At 58.9% G+C, this 24,264-nt stretch carries 21 protein-coding genes and 3 pseudogenes; 21 read left to right on the top strand and 3 right to left on the bottom strand.

All coding sequences use genetic code 11. The features are described 5' to 3' along the window. Positions 1–774 precede the first annotated feature (774 nt). Positions 775–1,044, top strand: a pseudogene (locus H8B02_RS14310) (transposase domain-containing protein); the annotation flags it as partial. Between the two features lie 680 nt (positions 1,045–1,724). Here the strand turns inward: H8B02_RS14310 and dctA are convergent. After that, entirely contained in the window at positions 1,725–3,047 is a 1,323-nt protein-coding gene (dctA, locus tag H8B02_RS14305; protein WP_229166831.1) for a C4-dicarboxylate transporter DctA, read from the bottom strand. Positions 3,048–3,595: 548 nt separating this feature from the next. Here dctA and H8B02_RS14300 point away from each other — a divergent pair. The 19 genes and pseudogenes from H8B02_RS14300 (at position 3,596) to fdxB (ending at position 21,959) form a co-directional block, all read left to right on the top strand. Further along, positions 3,596–3,754, top strand: a complete 159-nt coding sequence (locus H8B02_RS14300; RefSeq protein ID WP_229166830.1) for a hypothetical protein — start codon at positions 3,596–3,598, stop codon at positions 3,752–3,754. Further along, positions 3,751–4,314 (top strand): flavin reductase family protein, encoded by a 564-nt coding sequence (locus H8B02_RS14295; protein ID WP_229166829.1) that lies wholly within the window; start codon positions 3,751–3,753, stop codon positions 4,312–4,314. The genes H8B02_RS14300 and H8B02_RS14295 overlap by 4 nt, the downstream gene beginning before the upstream one ends. Positions 4,315–4,787: 473 nt before the next feature. Next, positions 4,788–5,345 (top strand): hypothetical protein, encoded by a 558-nt coding sequence (locus tag H8B02_RS14290; protein WP_229166828.1) that lies wholly within the window; start codon positions 4,788–4,790, stop codon positions 5,343–5,345. Positions 5,346–5,350: 5 nt separating this feature from the next. Then, on the top strand, positions 5,351–6,037 hold the full coding sequence (locus tag H8B02_RS14285) for a molybdate ABC transporter permease subunit (RefSeq protein WP_229166827.1): 687 nt from the start codon (positions 5,351–5,353) through the stop codon (positions 6,035–6,037). A 115-nt stretch (positions 6,038–6,152) separates the two neighbouring features. Next, the gene (locus H8B02_RS48940; protein WP_376711658.1) at positions 6,153–6,671 is read left to right on the top strand and encodes a hypothetical protein; all 519 of its coding nucleotides are present in this window, start codon (positions 6,153–6,155) and stop codon (positions 6,669–6,671) included. Positions 6,672–6,699: 28 nt separating this feature from the next. Next, positions 6,700–7,812, top strand: a complete 1,113-nt coding sequence (gene ald, locus H8B02_RS14275; protein ID WP_229166826.1) for an alanine dehydrogenase — start codon at positions 6,700–6,702, stop codon at positions 7,810–7,812. Between the two features lie 706 nt (positions 7,813–8,518). After that, positions 8,519–8,713, top strand: a complete 195-nt coding sequence (locus tag H8B02_RS14270; protein WP_229166825.1) for a 4Fe-4S binding protein — start codon at positions 8,519–8,521, stop codon at positions 8,711–8,713. Positions 8,714–8,896: 183 nt separating this feature from the next. After that, positions 8,897–10,393, top strand: coding sequence for a Fe-S cluster assembly protein SufB (gene sufB, locus H8B02_RS14265; protein ID WP_229166824.1), 1,497 nt, complete (start codon positions 8,897–8,899; stop codon positions 10,391–10,393). A gap of 69 nt (positions 10,394–10,462) precedes the next feature. Then, complete coding sequence (gene sufC, locus H8B02_RS14260; RefSeq protein WP_229166823.1) at positions 10,463–11,215, top strand: Fe-S cluster assembly ATPase SufC; 753 nt, start codon at positions 10,463–10,465, stop codon at positions 11,213–11,215. Positions 11,216–11,234: 19 nt separating this feature from the next. Continuing rightward, positions 11,235–12,557, top strand: a complete 1,323-nt coding sequence (sufD, locus tag H8B02_RS14255) for a Fe-S cluster assembly protein SufD (RefSeq protein ID WP_229166822.1) — start codon at positions 11,235–11,237, stop codon at positions 12,555–12,557. Beyond that, positions 12,554–13,801 carry a cysteine desulfurase gene (locus H8B02_RS14250; RefSeq protein WP_229166821.1) on the top strand — a complete coding sequence of 416 codons (1,248 nt, stop codon included), beginning with the start codon at positions 12,554–12,556 and terminating at the stop codon, positions 13,799–13,801. Before sufD ends, H8B02_RS14250 begins: the two co-directional genes overlap by 4 nt. Before the next feature lie 460 nt (positions 13,802–14,261). Further along, positions 14,262–15,764, top strand: coding sequence for a nitrogenase molybdenum-iron protein alpha chain (nifD, locus tag H8B02_RS14245; RefSeq protein ID WP_229166845.1), 1,503 nt, complete (start codon positions 14,262–14,264; stop codon positions 15,762–15,764). A 90-nt stretch (positions 15,765–15,854) separates the two neighbouring features. After that, positions 15,855–17,411 (top strand): nitrogenase molybdenum-iron protein subunit beta, encoded by a 1,557-nt coding sequence (gene nifK / locus H8B02_RS14240; RefSeq protein ID WP_229166820.1) that lies wholly within the window; start codon positions 15,855–15,857, stop codon positions 17,409–17,411. Between the two features lie 98 nt (positions 17,412–17,509). Then, positions 17,510–19,156 carry a nitrogenase iron-molybdenum cofactor biosynthesis protein NifE gene (nifE, locus tag H8B02_RS14235; RefSeq protein WP_229166819.1) on the top strand — a complete coding sequence of 549 codons (1,647 nt, stop codon included), beginning with the start codon at positions 17,510–17,512 and terminating at the stop codon, positions 19,154–19,156. A gap of 9 nt (positions 19,157–19,165) precedes the next feature. Continuing rightward, a complete protein-coding gene (nifN, locus tag H8B02_RS14230) occupies positions 19,166–20,575 on the top strand; it encodes a nitrogenase iron-molybdenum cofactor biosynthesis protein NifN (RefSeq protein WP_229166818.1) in 1,410 nt (469 codons plus the stop codon). Further along, the gene (nifX, locus tag H8B02_RS14225; RefSeq protein WP_229166817.1) at positions 20,572–20,967 is read left to right on the top strand and encodes a nitrogen fixation protein NifX; all 396 of its coding nucleotides are present in this window, start codon (positions 20,572–20,574) and stop codon (positions 20,965–20,967) included. The genes nifN and nifX overlap by 4 nt, the downstream gene beginning before the upstream one ends. Positions 20,968–20,973: 6 nt before the next feature. Then, the gene (locus tag H8B02_RS14220) at positions 20,974–21,444 is read left to right on the top strand and encodes a NifX-associated nitrogen fixation protein (RefSeq protein ID WP_229166816.1); all 471 of its coding nucleotides are present in this window, start codon (positions 20,974–20,976) and stop codon (positions 21,442–21,444) included. A gap of 8 nt (positions 21,445–21,452) precedes the next feature. Next, positions 21,453–21,653: a CCE_0567 family metalloprotein gene (locus H8B02_RS14215; RefSeq protein ID WP_229166815.1), complete on the top strand. Its 201-nt coding sequence runs from the start codon at positions 21,453–21,455 to the stop codon at positions 21,651–21,653. A 13-nt stretch (positions 21,654–21,666) separates the two neighbouring features. Continuing rightward, positions 21,667–21,959 (top strand): annotated as a pseudogene (gene fdxB / locus H8B02_RS14210) (ferredoxin III, nif-specific). Between the two features lie 446 nt (positions 21,960–22,405). Here fdxB and H8B02_RS48935 read toward each other — a convergent pair. Further along, positions 22,406–22,523, bottom strand: a pseudogene (locus tag H8B02_RS48935) (IS5/IS1182 family transposase); the annotation flags it as partial. Between the two features lie 222 nt (positions 22,524–22,745). On the opposite strand from H8B02_RS48935, the gene H8B02_RS14200 reads away from it, so the two are divergent. Then, complete coding sequence (locus tag H8B02_RS14200) at positions 22,746–23,591, top strand: alpha/beta fold hydrolase (protein ID WP_229166814.1); 846 nt, start codon at positions 22,746–22,748, stop codon at positions 23,589–23,591. A gap of 104 nt (positions 23,592–23,695) precedes the next feature. On the opposite strand, the gene H8B02_RS14195 is transcribed toward H8B02_RS14200, so the two are convergent. After that, positions 23,696–24,028: a hypothetical protein gene (locus H8B02_RS14195; RefSeq protein ID WP_229166813.1), complete on the bottom strand. Its 333-nt coding sequence runs from the start codon at positions 24,026–24,028 to the stop codon at positions 23,696–23,698. Positions 24,029–24,264 lie beyond the last annotated feature (236 nt).

The raw sequence follows: 24,264 nt of genomic DNA, 5'->3' as shown, positions 1-24,264 counted from the left end.
CATGATAGGCCTACGCGGCCGTTCGGAATGAATGACGATCTTCGAACTCTATCACAGGAGGGCTTGAAACGAGCGAATACGGCCTTGTTGCCGAAGATGAGCTGCCGCTCGAGCTCGGTTCGGCTAAGCGCATATTGGTGAACGCGTCCGCGAAGCGATTTGCATCCGTTTGCTCGTCAGCTTCGGCGAAGCGCTGGGATTGGTAGTAGGACGAGCCATTGATGCGATTATACATGGCAATTGGTGCTCCCGTCGGGCATACATTTCTGCATTTGGTCAAGGCCCATGATAGGCGGCCTGGCTTACGAAAACCTGACGTGGATCCTGCCAAGAGCTGATAACAGGGTGGGCAACCAAGAGCTGACGTGGATCTCCTGATTGTCCCGAAGTCCCGCTTGTTATCGACGGTTGCGCTCGAAGTCAGGGCTACAATGATGATGACCCAAGCAAGATTGAATCCGCTCGTCCACCCGGATCGGTCCATGATTGACCTGTTGACGCCGGGATCGTTCTCCTTCGGATCCACGTACATTTGTGAGTATTAACGTTCAGCGCGCATCCGATAGGCCGCCATTTAGCGATGCCGAGCTACAGGTTCTTGAGCGTCTTGGTCAGCATGTTGAAAAATCACTTCGGCTCAGCATTCGCTTGCTGGACGCAGCACTGGAGAATGTCGCGCTGGGTGAGACTCTGGCCCGCGTTGGCATAGGAGTGTTGACACTCGATTCGCTCAAGCGTGTGGTGTTCGTAAATCCGGCCGCCGAACGAGCCTTTAACAATTGTGCTGAGCGCGCATTGAGAGGCATCGCCTTGGGAAGGCGCAACTGGACCGTCGCCGGCAGCCAGCGTGGCGCCGACCGTGCCGCCATCATGCTGACGATGATCACGACCTGTCGCCTCAACGACGTCGATCCCAAGGCCTGGCTCGCCGACGTCCTCGCCCGTATCGCCGATCTTCCCGCGTCGCGTCTGCACGAACTGCTGCCCTGGGAATGGAAGCTCCTGCGCCAAGCCGACAAACCCGCCGACCAGCAGGCTGCCTGACCTTCACGCAACGCCATCATAGAGCTCGCCGTGCCCCGCGCGCATGCGTCAATCAGGCGGTCTTCGTCGTACTTCGTCGTATGAGTACGCTACATCTATTCCACGAAGACGCTGACGCTGAACAATGAGGCACGCGTCGCCAAATTCGTAACGGGCGGCGGTAAACTGTGGAGCGCCGTGACGTTAGTTCGGTGAGATCCAATTCAGCCTGGTGAAGGTGCCAAGCTCGTCCACGGTGATCTACCCGCTCCGGCCTGATCCCGCAACGCGCACCGGAACAAACGGATGGCTGAGTTGGAGATCGCCGCTGGAAGAGGCCAGTTCAGTGGCCACGCACCAAGCTATTTTGTGGGCTAGACCCAGTACCTTGGCCCGTCGGGCCGGCAGGTTCTGTGTCGGAATCGTATTGTGCTGCGCCCGGCATTTGGATGGCTAGGAGCTTTCAATCCAAGGCGCGCCAAAAAAATAATTGTCGAAAAACGACTTCGTCTTCCACGTTTGCGTGGATATTCTCAGACGCCGTTGGGGCGCGACACGGAGACAGCGGTGCGATCCGCAGATCCCACGAAAAAAGCTCCGGCTCGCAGTTCGAGCGGCTGTGCCGATCTGAACTACGAAAAATCGCCGAGTTGGCTACGCTCAGTTGAGCGCGCCTTGAAATCACGGATAAGATGCGGAGCCTACCTCCTTGAGTTTCGTGTATCGATACCGGTGGAAACGGTGGGTTGCTTAAGCCGGGCATGCAGCGTCGCGTCGTCGAGCTCGCCTTCCCACCAGGACACGAACACCGCGGCGATACCATTGCCGGTGATGTTGGTAAGAGCTCGCACCTCGCTCATAAACTTGTCGATCGAGAATACGATTGCCATGCCCGGCACTAGCGCTGGGTTGACCACCGACAATGTCGCGGCGAGTGTGATGAAGCCTGCGCCGGTGACGCCGCTTGCTCCCTTCGAGGTCAGCATTGCCACGAGCAAGATCGTGAGCTGCTGGCCAAAGGTGAGATCGACCCCGAGTGCCTGCGCAATAAACAATGTTGCAAGCGTCATATAAATGTTGGTGCCGTCGAGGTTGAAGGAGTAGCCGGTTGGCACCACGAGGCCGACCACGGGCTTTGAGCAGCCCAGCCGCTCGAGCTTCTCCATCAATTGCGGCAGCGCGCTTTCCGAGGACGAGGTGCCGAGCACGATCAGGAGCTCGTCCTTGATATAGATAATGAATTTGAATATTGAAAAGCCGACGATCCGCGAGATCAGGCCGAGCACGACGGCCACAAATATCGCGGCCGTCGCATAGAATAGTACGATCAGCCCAATCAGATTACCGAGCGCCGCCGGCCCGAACTTGCCGATCGCGAAGGCCATCGCGCCGAACGCACCGATCGGGGCCGCTTTCATTACGATGGCGATCACGCCGAACACCGCGTGCGCGAAGTCGTCAATCATGCCGCGCAGCCGTTCTCCACGCTCCCCCAGCGCCATCAGCGAAAAGCCAAACAGGATCGCGAACAGGAGCACTTGCAAAATATCGCCGCGAGCGAGGGCGCCGACCACAGTATCGGGAATTATATTGAGAAAAAAGTCGACGGTCTTCGAGGCTTCCGCCTGTTTGACGTAATTGGCGACCGCCGCAGCGTCCGGGTTGACCGCAAGACCACGGCCGATTTGGACCAGATTGCCCATGACAAGGCCCAGCACCAGGGCAAAGCTCGATACGATCTCGAAATAGACCAGCGCTTTGACGCCGACGCGCCCGACTTTCTTTGCATCCTGAATATGCGCGATGCCGGATGCGACGGTGCAGAAGATGATCGGCGCGATCACCATCTTGATCAGCTTGATGAAGCCGTCACCGAGCGCTTTGACCCAGTCGTTGGTTGCGACCGATGGCCACAGCCAGCCGACGATGGCGCCAATCATGATCGCGATCAACACCTGAATGTAGAGAATTTTATACCAAGTCTGCGACGTGCGCGCGGGCGCCGCAGTTGCCATGGTGGTCATGACGCTTCCTTCCCGAATACACTCGCATGCGAGCCGCTGCGTCGTTGAGAGGCGACGGCATCATAGGAGGTAGTCATTTTAGCCGTGTCCGATTGAAGACGGTTCCGAGAGCCGGCGCGTCATTCCAAAGGCGGCGTTCAGTTACATTATCTTTTTCGTCAAGCAAGATCTGCACCAGAGGCCCAACCTGCAGACGATCGAGTGGGCATCGGACTGACGAGGTCAGATTGAATCGTCGAACGGCATTTGTGAGGTCGATCTCGAAGGCGTCGGGCCGCATTTTGCCGAATCAAGTCTCGGCATAGAAGTCCTAGAGCGATCAGCACGTTCGACTGCTGAGCTTGATGCAACAGTACGTTACATTGGTAAAATTGATTGTTTGGATCGTAGGCATCCAGGCGATGGAAGCGCGTGTCATCTAGCGGGCTGGTCGATGTGAGGCGTATCCGCATCGGCGCTCGCTGAGCCGATAGGCGTCTCGGCGTCACGATGCCTATCCGGTCGACAGCCAGATCAATATCGCCGTCACTATCGATGGGCGTCCGGAGATGCGGTCCTGTTCCTTGGTCGGCGAAGCCGATCGAACCGGCTATCGTATCGCCGTGCGGCGCGCGGAGGACTCCCGCGGCGGCTCGCAGTACATGTGGTCGCTCGCGCCGGGCGCGCGGGCTGACGGTTACGTCAGCCGCCTCGCTGCTGCCGATTGACTGGGCGCGCCGGCATTACTGCCCTATCGCGCGGCATCGGTAGTACGCCACTGATCGGGGCAGAGCAGGCGCTGGCGTGCCGCGATGCCGACTTCACTCTGCGCTGTGCCGTGTCTTCCCGTGAGCAAGCCGTCTATTTGGACGTTCTCGCCCCCTTGCTGAACGAGCGACTTATTGTCCATGCAGGCAGCGAAGGGCGCAGGCTCGATTTCGATGGCTTGTTCGCCTCGCTGCCGCCTGACGTCCTGACCTTCTTGTGCGGTCCGATCCGGATGATGCCGCGCGCCGGGCCTGGACCGGCGCAGGACGCGCACTATCCGACCTACGCTACGAGACTTTCGGCTCCAGCGGCTCGCGGCCGACCGAAGGTTTCCGGGGGTGCCTTGCAGATGGCGCCCTGGAGATCGAGATTCGGCGAGCGCTCGTTGCTGGACGTGCTCAATGAGGCCGGATACGAGGTGATTTCGGATTGCCGGCGCGGCGAGTGCGGCGCCTGCGCGATCGATCTCGTCAAAATCGACGGTGAGCTTGACCACCACGACGGTTTCTTCAGCGAGTAGCAAAAGCACGCGAACGAAAAGATCTTTGCATGTGTCTCTCGCGCCCGCGGCGCTATCACCGTCGGTATACTCCACCGCCCGGACGCGCTATAGCTTCGCTGCGACTCCTGCGGGTTCCTTGCCCGGCAACTAGCGCATGTCCCAAGGTCCTTTGAGGGACACTAAACAAACCAACTAATACTTCGAAGCAGCATCCACGTGAGGATTTGCATCGAGGCCTTGCAGAACGCGCATCTCTCGGCCGGCCGATCTGCCATTTCATTCTGCCGTCGTTGTCTGCTTGAGAACAAAGATGCCGGAAACCTGACAGCGCGTTAGGTCCACCCCAAAGTGAGGTGGCATCCATGCGCGTTTTTCTCACGTTAGGCGCAGAGCGCTCCACATTTCGGAAACGGCACGGGGATTGCTGGATGGCAAGCGAGGAGCGTTCCGCCGTTAGATCGGTCGAAGCGACCCTGTCATAGGAGTTTCCGATGATGCTTGCGATGCCGCTGTTGCTCGCAGAAACGACGCGAATCAATCTGCCGGCCGCCACGAAATTCCGCATGCCGGACGATAAGCGTGTCGCGTTGTCGAAGCCAGCGGGGCGGCCCGAGACCGTATTGAGCGTTAACGCGAGCACCGAGCTCGACAGCCAAGGCCCGCAAGCTGCAACATTTCAGACGTTCCGCTCGAGCGACAGCATTCGACCTACTGGGCTGCTTGAGAATGCCCCCGCGGCTCCGGAAAACCACCTCACGGCTGCGGCGAATTCGCCTTCATGCGCCGTGAATGGCGCGGGGACCCGCAAGCCGTCATCGATCACGATGCTGTCGATCTGCAGGCGTGTCGTGGCTCGAAGAGGGACAGCTGAAGCAAACACAACGGATGCGGTCGCCATCCCGCAAGGGGCGCAGCCGAAGCTAAGCAAGACGCCCCGTTCTTGGAGCTTGGATCCGATCAAAAGGCGATGCGCGCCAAATTCCTCAGCGAGCCGGGCGTGCATACGCTCACTGCGCCGGTACGGCGACGTGCTCTCGCCGGTGGGCTGACGCACATGGATGCCCTTTCGCCAGAGATCTGGCAATCCGTTGCGCTCACGATCGAACTCGCCAGCGTGACGACAATGGTTCTGCTGGTTATTGGCGCGCCGCTCGCGTGGTGGCTAGCACGCTCAAAGACGGTTCTGAGCGAGGCGGTAGCGACAATGATCGCGCTGCCGCTTGTGCTGCCGCCGACGGCGCTCGGTTTCTGCGTACTCGTCCTGCTCGGCCCGAACGGACCAGGCGGCCTTCTCGCCTCTTTCTGGGGCGAGCACACGCTCGCCTTTACCTTTGCGGGAATCGTAATCGGATCGGTCCTCTCGGCGCTACCGCTGGTAGTGCAGCCGATCCGTACCGCCTTTGTTGCGATGAGCGAAGGCCCGCAGGAAGTTGTGGCCAGTCAGTGCGCTTTTCCGTTGTATGCCTTCATTACCATCGGCCTGCCGCTGGCACGGCTGGAGTTCCTCAAGGCTGGAGTGGTTGGCTTTGCTCATACGATCGGCACATTCGGTGTCGTCATGATGATCGGCGGCAATATTCCTGGGCGCACCAAGGTGGTCTCAGCCTACGTCATTGACTACGTCCAAGCATCGCGCTGGCGCGAGGCAAGTTGGGTTGCAGGCGGTATGGTGATGTTCGCCTTTGCGGTCATGTTCACCTTAACCCTCATCGACAAACGATGTGCCAGGAGAAGCACATGAGGGGGAGGCGTACCAGGCTGGATCGAAGCACCTTCGGCGTGCTGGCCAGACATGTCCGATCATAACCGAGCAGCAGTATTGCGGGCCAGATCCGTCCAATCTTGGCAAGGACACAATGAACAAGCTTGTTGCGGCCGCGGCGGCTGCTGGTATCAGCTTCAATTCAGCACAGTCCGCGCCTTTGCCCGAGGCGAGGGCCGATGATGTCGGGGTTTCCACGCAGCGCTTTTCCAAACTGGACGAATTCTTCGCTCGCGAGATCTCTCCGCCGACAAAGCAAGGATCAGGGACCTTGTGCTGGTGTCCGGCAGCCTCGGCGACCATGGGGTGGCGATCATGTCAACGCGCCAAAGCGCCGATCTTCAAGTTGAGATCGCCTCTGATTCCGCATCGCTGCCTGGCGGCGGACGAATTGTCGATGGGTTGTCGGGCGAACAATTGCCTCGGATCTGTTGAAGGTGCGGCGCCCATTTGCGGCGAGCATGCGGGAACGATGATTAAGCTCAGCGAAGATGGGTCATTCAACCCGCTTCGCATCTGTTTGTTTGAAATCCTGCGTAGCAGGCCAAAGATCGCTGAATTCCTGTACCATTTAGTCGCCTGCATCGCAATATCGCTGTGCTCTTGCGATTAAAAAGGCGCTCCAGGCAGGGAGTTTTCAAATGAAGGTCGGGGTCCCCAAGGAAATCAAGGCGCACGAATATCGCGTGGGCCTTACCCCTGGAGCCGTCCGCGAATACGTGGCAGCGGGCCACCGCCTGATGATCGAGACCGATGCCGGTGCGGGGATAGGTGCAACCGATGACGATTATCGCGCCGCCGGCGCGGCGATTCTGGATTCCGCAGGCGAGGTATTCGCATCGAGCGAGATGATCGTAAAGGTTAAGGAGCCTCAGCCGTCGGAATGGAGCCAGCTGCGGGAAGGCCAGATCCTCTTCACTTACCTGCATCTGGCGCCAGACCCGGAACAGGCCAAGGGGCTTCTAAAATCTGGGTGCACCGCGATCGCATATGAGACCGTAACTGATGCCCATGGTGGTCTTCCACTGTTGGCGCCGATGAGCGAGGTCGCGGGCAGGCTTGGGATCGAAGCGGCGGGTAGTGCGCTGAAGCGGAGTGCAGGCGGACGAGGGCTGTTGATTGGTGGAGTGCCCGGTGTTCAGCCGGCTCGGATCGTGGTGATCGGGGGCGGCGTCGTCGGCACGCACGCGGCGCGCATGGCGGTCGGTTTGGGCGCAGAGGTCACCATCATCGACCGTTCGATACCCCGGCTCCGCGAGTTGGACGAGCTATTCGAAGGGCGCGTTCGTACCAGGTTCTCCACCATCGAATCCGTAGAGGAGGAAGTATTTGCGGCCGACGTGGTGATTGGTGCGGTGCTCGTTCCAGGAGCGAGCGCGCCGAAGCTGGTCCGCCGGGGCATGCTGAGCTCAATGCGCAACAGAGCAGTCATCGTGGACGTTGCTATCGATCAGGGCGGCTGCTTTGAGACATCGCACCCAACCACTCACGCTGATCCAACTTACGAAGTGGATGGCATCATTCATTACTGCGTGGCCAATATGCCCGGCGCTGTGCCGCTGACCTCGAGCCAGGCACTGAACAATGCCACGCTGCCGTTTGGTTTGGCTCTGGCCAACAAGGGTTTTTCCGCCGTGCTCGAGAATCCGCACCTGCGCGCGGGCCTCAATGTCCATCGAGGCCGGCTGACTTACAAGGCGGTCGCCGAGAGCCTCGGATTTCCTTTCTCTCCGATCGAACAGGCTGCGGCCTGATCCCAGAGGCCCACACGGGCGTTTCCTCCCTGACTTGGGCCACCCTTCGGGGTGGCTTTTTTTCGGCTCTATCAATCTGCTGAGCGCCGCTGGCATTTCTTCGCAGCGCGGCGCGGGGGATCCCAGACCATCGCGCTTGGCTTTCAGTCGTCCCCTACAGGGCATCTGAATGCAGGTTTGCCGGTAATCAGCGGGGATCGAACATTGCCTGCAGCGGCTCGCCCAGAGGGCCCGCGATCATCGAAGCGATTTTTATCTGCGCGACCGCCCCGACGTTTTCAGGCTGTGCTGTGGAATGCGAACCCGACCAGTGACGTCTGCAGCGGCTCTTTCATCATAGCGCTATAGCTGAATCCGCCGCCTTTCGGTGAGTAGAACCGATATGATCGGCCCCGCCAACCTGACGCAGCAGCGGAGCACTCGGCAAGAGGCTAGGCCCGATCGTAGCCGCGCCACCGCGGCCATGGGAAGGACCGTGCCCTGGGGCTGGCGAACGCGGTCGGCTGACTGCCGCCGGGATCGACCCTGCGCTCAAACTACGGCGTCGAGATCAAGCTGCCGTGAGGTCGATTGTGGCATTTGCGACAACCGTTGAGGCGGCGTCATGCGCTTTGGAAAATAGCCGAGACAAATCAAGCCTAAGCTCTTTGGCATAAGATTTGAAAGCAAGAAGCGGTCCCTCACTTCTGCTTATGGAATCGCAGCGATGGCCTACAAGATAATTGCGTCCCAGTGCACCGTCTGCGGCGCGTGTGAGTTCGAATGTCCCAACGCCGCGATCAGCCTGAAGAACGACATATATGTGATCAATCCGACCCAGTGCACCCAATGTGAGGGGCGTTTTGACGCGCCGCAATGCGCCGTCGTTTGCCCAGTGCCCGACACCTGCGTGCCGGCATAAGGAGTAGCCGATGAGTGGGGCTTCGGCACAAAACATGGTGAAGACTCTAGCGACGGCAGCGTCTGCCTGCATCGGTCACCTGATTCTCTCGCTCGCTGGTCCCGTGATTTGCGCGATCAGCTCGGAGGGGGCGCGGGACAATCATCGTCGGCCGGAGTTGTCCGTGCGCGAGCGGAGTGGGCAATGGTAGCTGTGCCAGAGACGGTCGAGCGCGTCCGGCGCATCGACGTCGACCAGTATCGATATGGGTTTGAGACGCTGATCGAATCCGACAAGGCCCCGAAGGGGCTGTCGGAAGACACCGTCCGCTTCATCTCCGCAAAGAAGAATGAGCCGGCCTGGATGCTGGAGTGGCGTCTGGAGGCGTATCGCCGCTGGTTGACCATGACCGAGCCGACCTGGGCGCGCGTCAACTATCCGAAGATTGACTATCAGGACATCTACTATTACGCGGCGCCGAAGCCGAAGAAGACGCTGTCCTCGATCGACGAGATCGATCCGGAAATCCTCAAGACCTACGAGAAGCTCGGCATTCCCCTGCGCGAGGTTGCGATCCTCGAGGGCGTCGAGCCGCCGCCCGGCGGCGAGCCGTCGGCCAACCGGAAGATCGCGGTCGACGCCGTGTTCGATTCGGTGTCGGTCGCGACCACCTTCCAGAAGGAGCTGAAGGCGGCCGGCGTGATCTTCATGCCGATCTCGGAGGCGATCCGCGAGCATCCCGAGCTGGTGCAGAAATATCTCGGCACCGTGGTGCCGACCTCGGACAACTACTTCGCGACGCTCAACTCGGCGGTGTTCTCCGACGGCTCGTTCGTCTACGTGCCGCCGGGCGTGCGCTGCCCGATGGAGCTGTCGACCTATTTCCGCATCAACGAGCGCAACACCGGCCAGTTCGAACGCACGCTGATCATCGCCGACAAGGGCTCCTACGTTTCCTATCTCGAAGGCTGCACCGCGCCGCAGCGCGATGAGAACCAGCTGCATGCGGCCGTGGTCGAGCTGGTCACGCTCGACGACGCCGAGATCAAGTATTCGACGGTGCAGAACTGGTACCCCGGCAATTCCGAGGGCAAGGGCGGCATCTACAATTTCGTCACCAAGCGTGGCGACTGCCGTGGTCGCAATTCGAAGATCTCCTGGACCCAGGTCGAGACCGGTTCGGCGATCACCTGGAAATATCCGAGCTGCATCCTGCGCGGCGACAATTCGAGCGGCGAGTTCTACTCGATCGCGATCTCGAACGGTTTCCAGCAGGTCGACTCTGGCACAAAGATGATCCACCTCGGCAAGAACACGTCGAGCCGGATCATCTCCAAGGGCATCGCCGCCGGCAAGTCGCAGAACACCTATCGCGGCCTCGTCAGCGCGCACCGCAAAGCCACCGGCGCGCGCAACTACACCGCCTGCGACTCGCTGCTGATCGGCGACAAATGCGGCGCGCACACCGTGCCCTATGTCGAGGCCAAGAATTTCTCGGCGACGTTCGAGCATGAGGCGACGACGTCGAAGATTTCCGAGGACGTGCTGTTCTACTGCATCCAGCGCGGGCTCTCGCAGGAAGAAGCCGTCGGCCTCGTCGTCAACGGCTTCGCGAAAGACGTTCTGCAAAAACTGCCAATGGAATTCGCGGTGGAAGCGCAGAAGTTGATCTCGATCTCGCTCGAGGGATCCGTCGGATAACGAAGCGTTCCGCGAGCGCTCACGATTGCGGCTCGCGTTCCGGTTGACGCATTTCAGGATCAGATCACAATGGCGCTACTTGAAGTCCGAGATTTGCATGTTGGTATCGAGGACTGCGAAATTCTTCGCGGCCTCGATCTTACGGTCAATGCGGGTGAGGTGCATGCGATCATGGGGCCGAACGGCTCCGGAAAGTCAACACTCAGCCGCGTTATCTCCGGCAAACCCGGCTATCAAGTGAGCGCTGGCCAAATCCTATTCAAGGATGAAGACCTGCTCGCGATGGAAGCAGACGAGCGCGCCGCCAAGGGCGTATTTCTTGCCTTCCAATATCCGGTGGAAATTCCCGGCGTAACCACCATGAACTTCCTGCGTGCGGCGCTGAACGCCCAGCGCAAGGCGCGCGCACAAATGGAATTCTCCACGCCCGATTTTATGAAACGAGTCCGCGAGGTCGCTAAGTCGCTCAACATCCCGCAAGGCATGCTCAAGCGCGGCCTCAATGTCGGATATTCCGGCGGCGAGAAGAAGCGCAACGAGATTTTGCAGATGGCGCTGTTCGAACCGAGCCTGTGCATCCTGGACGAGATCGATTCCGGCCTCGATATCGACGCGCTGCGGATTGTCGCGGGCGGTATCAACGCTTTGCGTTCGCCGGAACGAGCGATGATCGTGATCACCCACTATCGGCGGCTTCTCGACCACATCGTACCGGACGTTGTGCACGTGATGTCGAAAGGGCAGGTAAGAAAGAGCGGCGGCAAAGAACTCGCGCTGGAGCTTGAGGCTCGTGGCTACGCCCAATTCGAGGACGCGGCGTGACGGCTCAAGGGATTTCCAGATGAAGCAAATTGCAGCCAAAGCCGCCGCCGGGCGCGCAATAGACAATGTCTTCGCCGCGGCGCATGGACGGCTGCCTGGCTCCGGGCCCGTCGCTCATATCCGTGCGAGGGCATTTGAGGCCTACGAGCGAGCCGGCCTCCCGCATCGGCGCATCGAGGCTTGGAGATACACCGATCTGCGCGCGCTGATTGGCGCGGTCCTGCCACTCGCTCCGCAACCCGATGCGGTTGCGCTGGTGCGCGCAGCGGCGTCAGTTAAGCAAGCGGCAGTCGATCAAGCGGTCAAACTCGTCTTGGTAGATGGCATATTCGCCCCCGAGCTATCCGATGTCGGCAGGCTGGAAAATGGGGTCGATGTGCGGTCGCTCCGAGAGGTCCTGGAAAATTCAACCGATAGCGCGATAGCCAGTCTGGTGCTGTCGACGACGACTGATGCGATGATCTCGCTCAATGCGGCAATGGCAACCGATGGCTTGGTGATTACGATCGCTGAGGGCAAGGCGCTAAAGCGTCCGATACAGATCGTTCACGTCGCAACCGGATCGTTGGCGTCCAACTTCACGCGTTCCTATCTGCAGCTCGGTCACGGCGCGTATGCGGCCGTGCTGGAAAGCTTCGTCTCGACCGAAGGCGCGAGCGGCTATCAGATCAACGATGCGACAATCGCCCTGGTTGGTGACGAGGCGAGCCTTTCGCATATCCGACTGGCAGCCGACGCCGCTGACGCGGTGAACATCTCGTCGGGAATCATCGCGGTCGGCGCCAGGGCGAAGCTTGATCTCTTCAGCATGACCTGCGGCGGCTCGGTCAGTCGCTATCAAGGATTCGTCACGCTTGCCGGCGAGGGATCAAAGCTGTCGGCGAACGGGGTCAATCTCATCAGGCACAAGCAGCACGTCGATACGACAATCGTCGTCGACCACGCCGTGCCACATTGCACCAGCGGGGAGAAGTTCCGTGCGGTTATCGATGATTGCGGCTGTTCGGTGTTCCAAGGCCGGATTGTCGTGCGTCCTGGCGCGCAGAAGACGGACGCCACGCTGACGACGCGAGCGCTGCTTCTATCCGACGAGGCCGAGGCCGACAACAAGCCCGAACTTGAAATCTTGGCCGACGACGTGACTTGCGGCCACGGATCGACATCAGGTGCGCTGGACGGTACTCTCGTATTTTATCTGCGCGCTCGCGGTCTATCGGAGAAGGACGCGCAGGCTTTGCTGATCAGAGCATTCCTGGGCGAGGCGATCGAGGAAATCGCTACCGAGAATCTGCGGGATTTTGTGACCGCGCAAGCTGAACACTGGCTGCAGGCGCGGCGATGAGCGTGCATCCCGCGATGAGCAATGGCCGGTACGAGGTTAACCGTCTGCGTACGGACTTTCCTGCGCTGGGCATGACGATCTACGGCAAGCCGCTGGTCTATCTCGACAACGCCGCCTCGGCGCAGAAGCCGAAGGCGGTACTTGACCGCATGATGCAGGTGTACTCAAGCGAATACGCCAACGTGCATCGCGGTTTGCACTACCTCGCTAACGCGGCGACCGAGGCGTATGAAGGCGCCCGTACCAAGTTGGCGCGATTTTTGAATGCCCATCTAGACGAAGAGATCATCTTCACCCGCAGCGCCACCGAGGCAATCAATCTGGTCGCCCAGACCTTCGGCCGAGATCGCGTCACCCCAGGGGATGAGATCGTCCTCTCGATGATGGAACACCATTCCAACATCGTGCCATGGCATTTTCTCAGGGAACGGCACGGTGCAGTGATCAAATGGGCGCCAGTAGATGATGACGGCAACTTCCTGCTGGATGCATTTGAGCAGATCCTGACCCGACGCACCAAAATGGTTGCGATCACACAGATGTCGAACGTGCTCGGGACCGTCGTGCCGGTCAAGGACGTGGTGAGAACCGCGCACGCTCGTGGTGTCCCGGTGCTGATCGATGGTTCGCAAGGGTGCGTCCATCTGAGCGCCGACGTCTGCGACATCGATTGCGATTTCTATGTGATGACGGGCCACAAGCTCTATGGCCCGACGGGCATCGGCGTGCTTTACGGCAAATCTCAGCATCTGGCGTTGATGCCACCCTTCAATGGAGGCGGCGAGATGATCCGTGAGGTCTCACGTGCCGGCGTCATCTATGGTGATCCGCCGCACCGGTTCGAGGCGGGGACGCCACCGATCGTTGAGGCGGTCGGTCTCGGGGCGGCTGTGGATTACATCAATTCAATAGGCAAGGAGCAGATCCGCGAGCACGAGTGCGCGTTGCTTGCCTACGCTCAGCAGCAGCTGGGGGACGTCAACTCCGTGCGCATGATCGGGACACCGGCCGAGAAGGGGCCAATCATTTCATTTGATATGAAGGGTGCGCATGCGCATGATATTGCCACCGTTGTCGACCGCGCAGGTGTAGCGGTGCGGGCGGGGGCCCATTGCGCGATGCCGCTGCTCAAGCGCTTCGGTGTTCTGGCGACATGCCGTGCGTCCTTCGGACTCTACAACACATACGAAGAGATTGATACGCTCGTGGGCGCGCTTATCAAGGCGAGGCAGCTCTTCTCGTGAACCGGCGAGCTTTCCAGTCTCGGTAACCAGGCAGCTTAGGATCAATGACGTCATGAGCAAGGCCATCATCGTTCTCGATGAAGGTAAGCTTCTGTCGTCTCTGCAAACATAGATGGCATTGGCAGCCGGACCCGCCAGCTAGCTTGTTTTCCATGTTAGCGGCGTCCCGGCGCGCGTGATCGCAAGGTACTGCAATCGGCGGCAACTTCGCGCCTTCGAGACTTGCGCGGCGCTGCTCCGCGCATAGCCGGCACTTGTTCCATTTCGAACAGGACTAACGAAGAAGTCTCCGGGCAAAGCGCGATGTCGCGTTCGCAACAACAACCAGTCTCATCGGACGAGGCGCGCTAACTGCTTTTATTCACTCTGGTTTTTGCGCGCGCGACGGACTGGCATGCTCGTTGCAAAAGTCTTGGTCAGCAAGCCGCTCTCCAACAGCTAACCCTTGAAGGACATCCGCATGAGTCTCGCCACGACCCAGAGCATTGCAGAAATCAGGGCTCGCAACAAAGAGCTGATCGAGGAGGTGCTGAAAGTCTATCCGGAGAAGACCGCGAAACGGCGTGCCAAGCACCTCAACGTTCACCAAGTCGGCAAGTCGGACTGCGGGGTCAAGTCCAACATCAAATCAATACCTGGTGTGATGACAATCAGAGGCTGCGCCTATGCAGGATCCAAGGGGGTGGTCTGGGGACCGATCAAGGACATGGTCCATCTCAGCCATGGCCCGGTTGGCTGTGGCCAGTATTCGTGGGGCTCGCGTCGTAACTATTACGTTGGCACGACGGGCATCGACAGTTTCGTGACCCTGCAGTTCACCTCCGACTTCCAGGAAAAAGACATCGTATTTGGTGGCGACAAGAAACTGATCAAAATCCTTGACGAAATCCAAGAGCTGTTCCCGCTCAACAACGGCATCACCATCCAATCGGAATGCCCGATCGGACTGATCGGGGACGACATCGAGGCCGTGTCAAGAGCGAAATCCAAGGAATACGGCGGCAAGACCATCGTGCCTGTCCGCTGTGAGGGCTTTCGCGGCGTGTCGCAGTCGCTTGGCCACCACATTGCCAACGACGCGGTGCGCGATTGGATTTTCGACAAGCTCGAGCCCGACGGCAAACCAAAGTTCGAGCCGACGCCCTACGATGTTGCGATCATCGGAGACTACAATATCGGTGGCGATGCCTGGTCATCGCGAATTCTGCTGGAGGAAATGGGCCTGAGGGTGATTGCGCAGTGGTCCGGCGACGGTTCACTCGCTGAGCTCGAAGCGACGCCGAAGGCAAAGCTCAATATTCTGCATTGCTACCGTTCCATGAACTACATCTCCCGCCACATGGAAGAGAAGTTCGGTATCCCCTGGTGCGAGTATAACTTCTTCGGACCGTCAAAGATCGCAGAATCGCTGCGCAAGATTGCGGGCTATTTCGACGACAAGATCAAGGAAGGCGCCGAGCGGGTGATCGAAAAGTACCAGCCGCTGGTGAACGCCGTGATCGCAAAATATCGCCAACGCCTGGAGGGCAGGACGGTGATGCTGTACGTCGGCGGGCTTCGTCCGCGTCATGTGATTGGCGCGTACGAGGATCTCGGCATGGAAGTCGTGGGCACCGGATACGAGTTCGGCCATAACGACGACTATCAACGCACCGCCCAGCATTACGTCAAGGACAGCACCCTCATCTACGACGACGTCAACGGCTATGAGTTCGAGCGCTTCGTCGAAAAGGTGCAGCCCGATCTGGTCGGATCGGGCATCAAGGAGAAATACGTTTTCCAAAAGATGGGTGTGCCGTTCCGGCAGATGCATTCCTGGGATTATTCGGGCCCGTATCACGGCTATGACGGCTTTGCGATCTTCGCGCGGGACATGGACATGGCTGTCAACTCGCCGATCTGGAAGAAGATGAAGGCGCCCTGGAAGGAAGCTGCGAAGCCGAAGCTGTTGGCTGCAGAATAACACGCACTTGGTTCCACAATAGAGCAACTCAATCCCACTCTCTGCGGAGAGCCGGAGCGACATCAATTTCGATAGTGAAGGATCTTAACAATGGCGCAGAGTGCAGAACATGTGCTCGATCATCTCGAACTGTTCCGCGGTCCAGAATACCAACAAATGCTGGCCGACAAGAAGATGTTCGAGAATCCCCGCGATCCTGCCGAGGTCGAACGTATCAAGGAATGGACGAAAACGGCTGAATATCGCGAGAAGAATTTCGCGCGGGAGGCGCTCGCGGTAAATCCGGCCAAGGCCTGCCAGCCGCTTGGCGCCGTATTCGTCTCGGTTGGTTTTGAGGGCACGCTGCCCTTCGTCCACGGCTCGCAAGGCTGCGTGGCCTATTACCGCAGCCATCTGTCGCGGCACTTCAAGGAGCCGAGCTCCTGCGTGTCTTCGTCGATGACGGAAGACGCCGCTGTATTTGGCGGGCTGAACAACATGATCGACGGCCTCGCCAACAGCTACAACATGTACAAACCCAAGATGATCGCGGTCTCGACGACCTGCATGGCCGAGGTAATCGGCGATGACCTCAACGCCTTCATCAAGACGTCGAAGGAGAAGGGTTCGGTTCCGGCAGAGTTCGACGTGCCGTTCGCACACACGCCGGCGTTCGTCGGCAGTCACGTCACCGGCTATGACAATGCGCTCAAGGGCATTCTGGAGCATTTTTGGGACGGCAAGGCCGGAACAGCGCCGAAGCTGGAGCGCAAGCCAAACGAGGCAATGAACATCATCGGCGGTTTCGATGGCTATACCGTTGGCAACCTTCGCGAGATCAAGCGCATCTTGGCATTGATGGGCATCAAACACACGCTTCTTGCCGACAACTCTGAAGTCTTCGATACCCCAACCGATGGCGAGTTCCGGATGTACGACGGCGGTACCACGCTGGAAGACGCGGCTAACGCGGTTCACGCCAAGGCGACAATCTCCATGCAGCAATGGTGTACGGAAAAAACGCTGTCGTTCGTATCCGCGCATGGCCAGGATGTTGTGTCTTTCAATTACCCGGTCGGCGTATCCGCGACGGATGATGTTCTCGTGGCATTATCACGCATCAGCGGCAAGGAGATTCCGGAGGAGCTCGCGCGAGAGCGGGGCCGCTTGGTTGATGCCATCGCGGACTCCAGCGCGCATATCCATGGCAAGAAGTTCGCGATCTACGGCGATCCGGATCCCTGCTATGGGTTGGCTGCCTTTCTGCTCGAACTCGGTGCCGAACCAACTCATGTGCTGTCCACCAACGGCAACAAGGCGTGGCAGGAAAAAATGCAGGCGCTGTTTGCAAGCTCGCCATTTGGACAGGTTTGCCAAGCCTATCCGGGGCGAGACCTCTGGCACATGCGTTCGCTCTTGTTCACCGATCCGGTCGATTTTCTGATTGGCAACACCCACGGCAAGTACCTGGAGCGCGATACGGGAACGCCATTGATCCGCATCGGTTTTCCAATTTTCGATCGGCATCACCATCACCGCTCCCCTGTATGGGGCTATCAGGGCGGCCTGAATGTGCTGGTGAAGATCCTCGACAAGATCTTCGACGAAATTGACAAGAAAACAAATGTTCTCGGCAAAACCGACTACAGCTTCGACATCATTCGTTGATGGCGGACAATGCGGTGCGCCATCGCCGAGGACATCGACGATGGCACAAAGGGCATGATGGCTGGCTTTGCATCTGGTTTCGATCGAAAGGAAAACGAATGAGTTCGCTAGCGGCCAGGGTCCAGAGTATTTTCAACGAGCCCGGCTGCGCCAAGAATGGCAGCAAGTCGGAGGCCGAGCGCAAAAAGGGCTGCACCAAACAGCTGCAGCCAGGCAGCGCTGCGGGCGGCTGTGCGTTCGACGGCGCAAAGATTGCGCTGCAGCCCATTACCGACGTCGCTCACCTCGTACATGGTCCGATCGCGTGCGAAGGCAATTCGTGGGATAATCGCGGCGCGGCATCTTCCGGCTCTAGTCTGTGGCGCACCGCATTCACGACCGATATGAGCGAAACCGATATCGTGTTTGGAGGCGAGAAACGGCTCTGCAAAGCGATCAAGGAGATCATCGACAAGTACGATCCGCCCGCCATCTTCGTCTATCAGACCTGCATCCCGGCCATGATCGGCGACGATATCAACGCGGTCTGTAAGGCGGCATCTCAAAGGTTTGGCAAGCCGGTGATCCCGATCAATTCCCCGGGGTTCGTTGGTTCCAAGAACCTCGGCAACAAACTCGCCGGCGAGGCCTTACTCGACTATGTGATCGGAACGCAAGAGCCGGACTACACCACACCGTACGATGTCAACCTCATTGGAGAATACAATCTCTCGGGAGAGCTCTGGCAAGTGAAGCCTTTGTTGGATGAGCTTGGAGTGCGGATTCTCTCCTGCATCTCGGGCGATGCCAAATATCGCGAAGTCGCTTCATCGCATCGTGCACGGGCGGCGATGTTGGTGTGCTCGAAAGCCATGATCAACGTCGCGCGCAAGATGGAGGAGCGCTACGGCATTCCGTTCTTCGAAGGGTCGTTCTACGGTATCCAGGATTCGAGCGAGTCGCTGCGCCAGATTGCCCGCTTGTTGGTTGAGCGCGGCGCGCCGAAAGATCTGCTGGGGCGCACCGAAGCTGTGATCGCACGCGAGGAAGCGAGAGCATGGGCCGCGATCGGGCCATACAAATTGCGATTCAAAGGCAAGAAGGCTTTGTTGATTACCGGCGGCGTCAAGTCATGGTCGGTCGTTGCGGCGCTACAGCAAGCCGGCCTCGAACTGGTCGGAACCAGCGTGAAGAAATCGACAAGGGAGGACAAGGAACGCATCAAGCAGCTCATGGGGCAGGATGCCCGCATGATCGAGGATATGACGCCGCGCGAAATGTACAAGATGTTGAAGGACGCCAAAGCGGACATCATGCTCTCGGGCGGCAAATCGCAGTTCGTTGCACTGAAGGCGGCGATGCCTTGGCTCGACATCAACCAGGAGCGTTGCCACGCCTATATGGGCTATCTCGGAATGGTCAAGCTGGTGGAGGAGATCGATAAGTCGCTCTCCAACCCGATGTGGGAGCAGCTACGTCGTCCGGCGCCATGGCAGGCATTGGCCAGGGCAATGGTGCAGATGCAATCGACGGTGGCCGCGGTCGCTTGCGATCCGGCGGTCACGGAGGCGGCGCGGCGCGCGAGAAAGATCTGCTTCTGTAAAACAGTGGATCTCGGCACAATCGAGGATGCGATCTACGCGCATGGCCTAAGGAGCGTCGAGGCAGTCAGAGACCACACCAATGCAGTCGGTGGTTGCTGCAAGCGACGCATCGAGGACGTTCTGGCGTCCTCGCCACCTGCCGGGCTGCAAGCTGCTGAATAGGGAGGTGTCATGGCCACCGCCACGGTACCGACAAAAGCGTGCGCGATTAACCCGCTGAAGATGAGCCAGCCGATCGGCGCCGCATTTGCCTTCATGGGGCTGAGTGGGGCGATGCCGCTTCTGCACGGCTCACAAGGTTGCACCTCCTTCGGGCTCACCCTCTTTGTGCGGCATTTCAAGGAAGCTGTACCACTGCAGACTACCGCGATGAGCGAGGTCGCGACCGTGCTCGGCGGCTACGAGAATCTCGAGCAGGCGATACTCAATATCTACAACCGTACCAAGCCAAAAATCATCGGAATCTGCTCGACGGGTGTCACCGAGACCAATGGCGACGATGTGGACGCCTACCTCAAGCTGATCCGCGACAAGCATCCCCAGCTTGCGAAATTACCGCTGGTCTGTGTCTCGACGCCTGATTTCAAAAGTGCGTTCCAGGACGGCTGGGAGAAGGCTGTGGCGCGCATTGTGGAGATGCTGGTGGAAGGGCCAAACGTCAATGGCCTGCGCGATCCATCGAGGGTGAACGTTCTTCCAGGATGTCATCTCACGCCGGGTGATCTCGATGAACTCCGTGCCATCCTGGAGGATTTTGGGTTGCGGCCGTGCTTCCTGCCTGATCTGGCGGGGTCGCTCGATGGGCATATCCCCGATGAGTTTACGGCAACGACCTTCGGCGGCATCGGCGTCGGCGAAATCGCGAGCATGGGCCGCGCCGGATGGACCATTGCGGTCGGCGGGCAGATGCGGCGAGCAGCGGAGGTCATGCAGGCCAAGACGGGCGTGCCATTTCGCCTGTTCGAACGGCTGTGCGGTCTCGGCCCGAACGACGACTTGATGACTTTCTTGAGCGAGATCAGCGGTCGCCCCGTCCCGTCGAAATATCGGCGCCAGCGCGGCCAGCTCGCCGATGCAATGCTGGATGCGCACTTCCATATCGGCGGTCGCAAACTTGCGATCGCGGCTGAGCCCGACCTGCTGTTCGATCTGTCCAGCATGCTGCATGACATGGGCGCGCAGGTGACCGCGGCGGTGACTACCACGCAGTCGGCGGTGATCGAGCGGATCAAGACCGAGGAGGTACTGATTGGCGATCTCGAGGATCTGGAAGAGGTTGCCAGAACCAAGCATTGCGACCTGCTGATCACGCATTCGCATGGCAGGCAAGCGGCGGCTCGGCTAAAAATCCCGTTCTATCGAGCCGGTTTTCCGATGTTCGATCGGCTTGGCGCAGGGCACCAATTATCTATCGGGTATCGTGGTACGCGCGATCTGATCTTCGATATCGCCAATCTCGTGATCGCGGACCGCGAGGAGAATCATCAGCCGACGCCCGACAGATGGCGGGGTCTGGCCGCAGTGCCAGCGGGGGCCGGGAACCGCAGCTCTATGGGTTCAACTGAGAGGTCGATTGCATGAAGGTCGCGTTCGCCACACAAGACCTAAGACGCGTCGATGCCCATTTCGGTTGGGCAAAGAATATCGCTATCTACGATGTCGCGCCAGGTGGGCACGTGTTTCTCAAAGCGGTTGAGTTTGAGGGCGATCTCAGGGAAGACGGCAATGACGACAAGTTGGCGCCCAAGATCGAGGCGATCAAGGATTGCGCGATCCTTTACGTCGCCGCCATCGGCGGTGCCGGCGCTGCGCGGGTGGTGGCCAACAAGATTCATCCGATCAAGATGAACAAGCCAGAAGACATCCTTGTGCTGCTCGAAAAGCTCGAGCACGTCCTGAAGGGCACGCCACCTCCCTGGCTTCGCAAGGCCATGGCGAAGGATCAACGGCGCACATTCGAGTTCGATGATTGAGGTGAGATGACCAAGGCCGTATCAATAGAGCAGCAGGGCAGCGTCGTCGATGCGCCGTTCCTCAAGGAGCTGGTCAAGATTTGGCGCGCTCAGGATACCAACGGAGCCTGGGAGGCCAAGAGCGATCTCGACCTGCTTGAACCCTATATCTTGGACAAGGAGAAGCGGCGCGCCCTGCCGGTCGTCGGCGATCCAGATCCCGATACGCTGTGGCGGCTTGAGCTGTTCTTCAATGCGGTCGCGCTCTCGATCGAGAGGGTGACCGGCGTGATGATCACGCCGATGCTGAAGCTGCACCATGAAGGCTTTGGCCGCGTGGTGCTGATCGGAGGCCGGCTGGTCGCCGTGAACAAGCAACTACGCGATGTGCATCGCTTCGGCTTCGTCAATCTCGCAAAGCTCGTGCGGGAAGGTGACAAATATGTCTGGGAAGGAATCGATCTGATACGGAAATTTCCGGACGTGGCGAACTATTGAGGGCACTCATGAGCGATCGTGAAACACTGAAGACAGAACTAAAGAAACTGTCGGCCAAAGCGCTACAAGCCAAAATGGATCTGCACGACCTTTCGGAAGAACTTCCCATCAACTGGACTTCGATCATGGCAGTGGCAGAGAAGGCACACGGTGCCTATGCCGAACTCGAACGCAAGAGCCGTGATTTGAAGGCGCTGGAAAAGACCTAAGGGCTTTCGAATCATGTCATTTGCAACGTGCGATGGCCGCGACTGGACGCCGGACTACCTGATCTCGATCGATCCCAAGAAGTGCATCGGCTGTGGCCGTTGTTTCAAGGTGTGCGGTCGAGACGTCATGACGTTGAAAGGAATCAACGAGGAGGGCGAACTTGTCGATCTCGACGATGACGGGGACGATGAGATCGAAAAAAAGTCATGGTTCTGAGTGATCAGGGCGCCTGCATCGGCTGCGGCGCCTGCGCAAGGGTTTGCCCGGCCAACTGTCAAACCCACATTTCAGCTAAAGCTGCCTGAGCAGCGGCCGGGGGCCTCTCACGGCGGGCGCGATATATGCGAGGGACTTGCCTTATCGTCGACACGTGAACCTGCAAAGGAGATCAGGGCGGTGTGCTCGGATGGCCTCGATTGTTGAGACGGAGCGTTCGGCGACATTGCGGCCAGGCCTGCTTGATCCGCAAGGCAAGCCCATAGATTGACCGGCAACCCGTCGGGAAGATCGTTCTCCCATCGCAAGGTCCGGGTTTCGTGGAAGGTCGTTTAACGCCTACTCGGGGCCGAGTATTTGGTGAGCGAGACGCGAACCAGATCATAGCCGATTACAAAATGCTGGTGTCCAGAAATGGGACGATCCTCGGAAGGATGGTGCTTTTATCCTCTGGCGGGCCACAGTGCCGGCCGTGGACAATCATGCCTGCCTTGATCGTGACCGGCCGCGTTGAAGCGGTATCCTGCGGCGGCAGCCCGCGTGACCTTCCCATCGATTGGCGCTGGTTCCTTGTTATGCAGGCTCCGCCTTGATGCACGCGGACAAGACGTGTCGATCATCTGGACAGCGGCGTCATGGGAGGCGGCAAGTGCATGCGGCTTGTTCGGCAGCATCGGCTTGACGGCAAGCCATTCATAGTCTGCGAGTTCGTAGCGCATGATTCGCCCCCCAGTTTGGGAGTTTGAATCACAGGGGCTCGCCGAAACACAACACCCCTGAGACCGGCCAGCGCCAGGGCAGAAGCGGACATTCCCACGGCTTGCACGTACCTCGCTTGCCTGCTCTTATTAGCAGGCCGTTTGGAGACTCTGCCGATGCCTTATGTGCCGCCGAAGTGGTCGATCCCTCCTGATGTGAAATGGATTGAGGTAAATGGGTATCCGATGGCCTATCAAGACCGGGGAGCGGGCTCGCCACTGGTCCTAATCCATGGATCGTTTTGTGATTACCGAATCTGGCCAGATCAGCTCGGACCGTTTTCTAAGCAGCATCGAGTTCTCAACGTAAGCCTTAGACACTACTTTCCTGAAGTGTGGGATGGCGTAGGAAACGATTTCTCATTCGCTCAGCATGCCGACGATTTGGCTGCCTTCGTTCAAAAGCTCACACTTGGTCCCGTTCACTTATTAGGCGTTTCTCGCGGCGGAACGGTAGCTATCGAAGTGGCGAAAAAGTACCCGAACGCAATCCGAACGCTCATTCTGGCGGACGCAGGTGTAAGGCTAGAACTCTCCGAAACGGAAGAGAATTTGAAGGCGACGGCGTTCAGGCAAAGCCTATTTGATGATTTGCGGAAAGACGTAGCAAAGGGGGACGTTGAAGGCGGCACGGTGCGGTTCATGTTTCGCTTAAATGGTCCCGGTTGGTGGGAGAGCTTGTCAGCGGAACGGCAGAAGGAATTCCTACAGAATATCTGGACAGCAATCGTTGATTGTCCACAACCGCTCACTAAAGATGAGGAGCTGCGTAAATTCAATTTCCCGGTGCTAATGTTGAATGGTGAAAAGTCGCCACTTCTGAACGGAGTTCTGATTTCAGAAATGCGGAAGCGGGGCAATTTCGGACCGCCGGTCATCATTCGGCGCGCGGGTCACGGAATGAATCTTCAGAACCCCAAAGACTTCAATGAGGCTATCTTGAAGTTTACATCGCAGCACTGAAAGCAGCAGTGTTCATGCGAGTTCGCCCCTTCAGTCCGATTTATGACGGGGTTGACGCCCCGCCCGACGGCATCGATGTGCCAAAGTGGAGGTGTTGAGACCACTTAAGGGAGGCGTCCGTGTCTGAGGTTATCATAATCGGTCTGGATATCGCCAAGCACGTTTTTCACGTGCACGGAGCAGATGGACAGGGTCGAGCAATGTTCAGCAAGCGGATCAGCCGAGGAAAGCGGCGGGATTTCTTCGCGACCCAGCCGAGTTGCACGGTAGCGTTGGAGGCGTGTGGTGGAGCACATCACCGGGCCCGCCAGCTCGCTCAGCTTGGCCATGAAGTTCGGCTGATCCCGCCCGCCTATGTAAAGCCGTTCGCAAAGCCGGCAAAACAATGACGCGATCGATGCCGAGGCGATTTGCGAAGCAGCCCAGCGGCCGAGCATGCGATTCGTGGTGCGAAGAGCAGCAGGCGGGCGGCCTGGTGTTTAGAACCCGTGATCTGTTCATGCGGCAGCGAACCCAGCTGATCAAGGCGATTCGCGGACACCTCACGGAATATGGTTGGTCGCGCTCAAGGGGCCGTCGCATGTGGCGATGCTCGCTGATCTTATCGAGGAAGAAGAGATGGTCAACCCGCTTCCCGGAGCGGCCCGCGCCATGTTCCGAGTGATGTTAGACC

It is taken from the genome of Bradyrhizobium altum, assembly GCF_020889705.1.
GTDB classification, from domain to species: Bacteria; Pseudomonadota; Alphaproteobacteria; order Rhizobiales; family Xanthobacteraceae; genus Bradyrhizobium; species Bradyrhizobium altum.
This window is presented reverse-complemented; position numbering and strand designations above follow the sequence as displayed.

Bases quoted from the DNA above. Each gene is read 5' to 3' on its own strand.
- H8B02_RS14200 (WP_229166814.1), top strand. From the start codon at position 22,746: ATGCCTTATGTGCCGCCGAAGTGGTCGATCCCTCCTGATGTGAAATGG.
- nifN (WP_229166818.1), top strand. From the start codon at position 19,166: ATGGCCACCGCCACGGTACCGACAAAAGCGTGCGCGATTAACCCGCTG.
- ald (WP_229166826.1), top strand. From the start codon at position 6,700: ATGAAGGTCGGGGTCCCCAAGGAAATCAAGGCGCACGAATATCGCGTG.
- sufB (WP_229166824.1), top strand. From the start codon at position 8,897: ATGGTAGCTGTGCCAGAGACGGTCGAGCGCGTCCGGCGCATCGACGTC.
- H8B02_RS14270 (WP_229166825.1), top strand. From the start codon at position 8,519: ATGGCCTACAAGATAATTGCGTCCCAGTGCACCGTCTGCGGCGCGTGT.
- H8B02_RS14220 (WP_229166816.1), top strand. From the start codon at position 20,974: ATGACCAAGGCCGTATCAATAGAGCAGCAGGGCAGCGTCGTCGATGCG.
- nifX (WP_229166817.1), top strand. From the start codon at position 20,572: ATGAAGGTCGCGTTCGCCACACAAGACCTAAGACGCGTCGATGCCCAT.
- sufC (WP_229166823.1), top strand. From the start codon at position 10,463: ATGGCGCTACTTGAAGTCCGAGATTTGCATGTTGGTATCGAGGACTGC.
- H8B02_RS14300 (WP_229166830.1), top strand. From the start codon at position 3,596: ATGCGGTCCTGTTCCTTGGTCGGCGAAGCCGATCGAACCGGCTATCGT.
- H8B02_RS14250 (WP_229166821.1), top strand. From the start codon at position 12,554: ATGAGCGTGCATCCCGCGATGAGCAATGGCCGGTACGAGGTTAACCGT.
- H8B02_RS48940 (WP_376711658.1), top strand. From the start codon at position 6,153: ATGAACAAGCTTGTTGCGGCCGCGGCGGCTGCTGGTATCAGCTTCAAT.
- H8B02_RS14215 (WP_229166815.1), top strand. From the start codon at position 21,453: ATGAGCGATCGTGAAACACTGAAGACAGAACTAAAGAAACTGTCGGCC.
- nifD (WP_229166845.1), top strand. From the start codon at position 14,262: ATGAGTCTCGCCACGACCCAGAGCATTGCAGAAATCAGGGCTCGCAAC.
- H8B02_RS14195 (WP_229166813.1), bottom strand. From the start codon at position 24,028: ATGCTCGGCCGCTGGGCTGCTTCGCAAATCGCCTCGGCATCGATCGCG.
- dctA (WP_229166831.1), bottom strand. From the start codon at position 3,047: ATGACCACCATGGCAACTGCGGCGCCCGCGCGCACGTCGCAGACTTGG.
- H8B02_RS14285 (WP_229166827.1), top strand. From the start codon at position 5,351: ATGGATGCCCTTTCGCCAGAGATCTGGCAATCCGTTGCGCTCACGATC.
- nifK (WP_229166820.1), top strand. From the start codon at position 15,855: ATGGCGCAGAGTGCAGAACATGTGCTCGATCATCTCGAACTGTTCCGC.
- nifE (WP_229166819.1), top strand. From the start codon at position 17,510: ATGAGTTCGCTAGCGGCCAGGGTCCAGAGTATTTTCAACGAGCCCGGC.
- H8B02_RS14290 (WP_229166828.1), top strand. From the start codon at position 4,788: ATGATGCTTGCGATGCCGCTGTTGCTCGCAGAAACGACGCGAATCAAT.
- sufD (WP_229166822.1), top strand. From the start codon at position 11,235: ATGAAGCAAATTGCAGCCAAAGCCGCCGCCGGGCGCGCAATAGACAAT.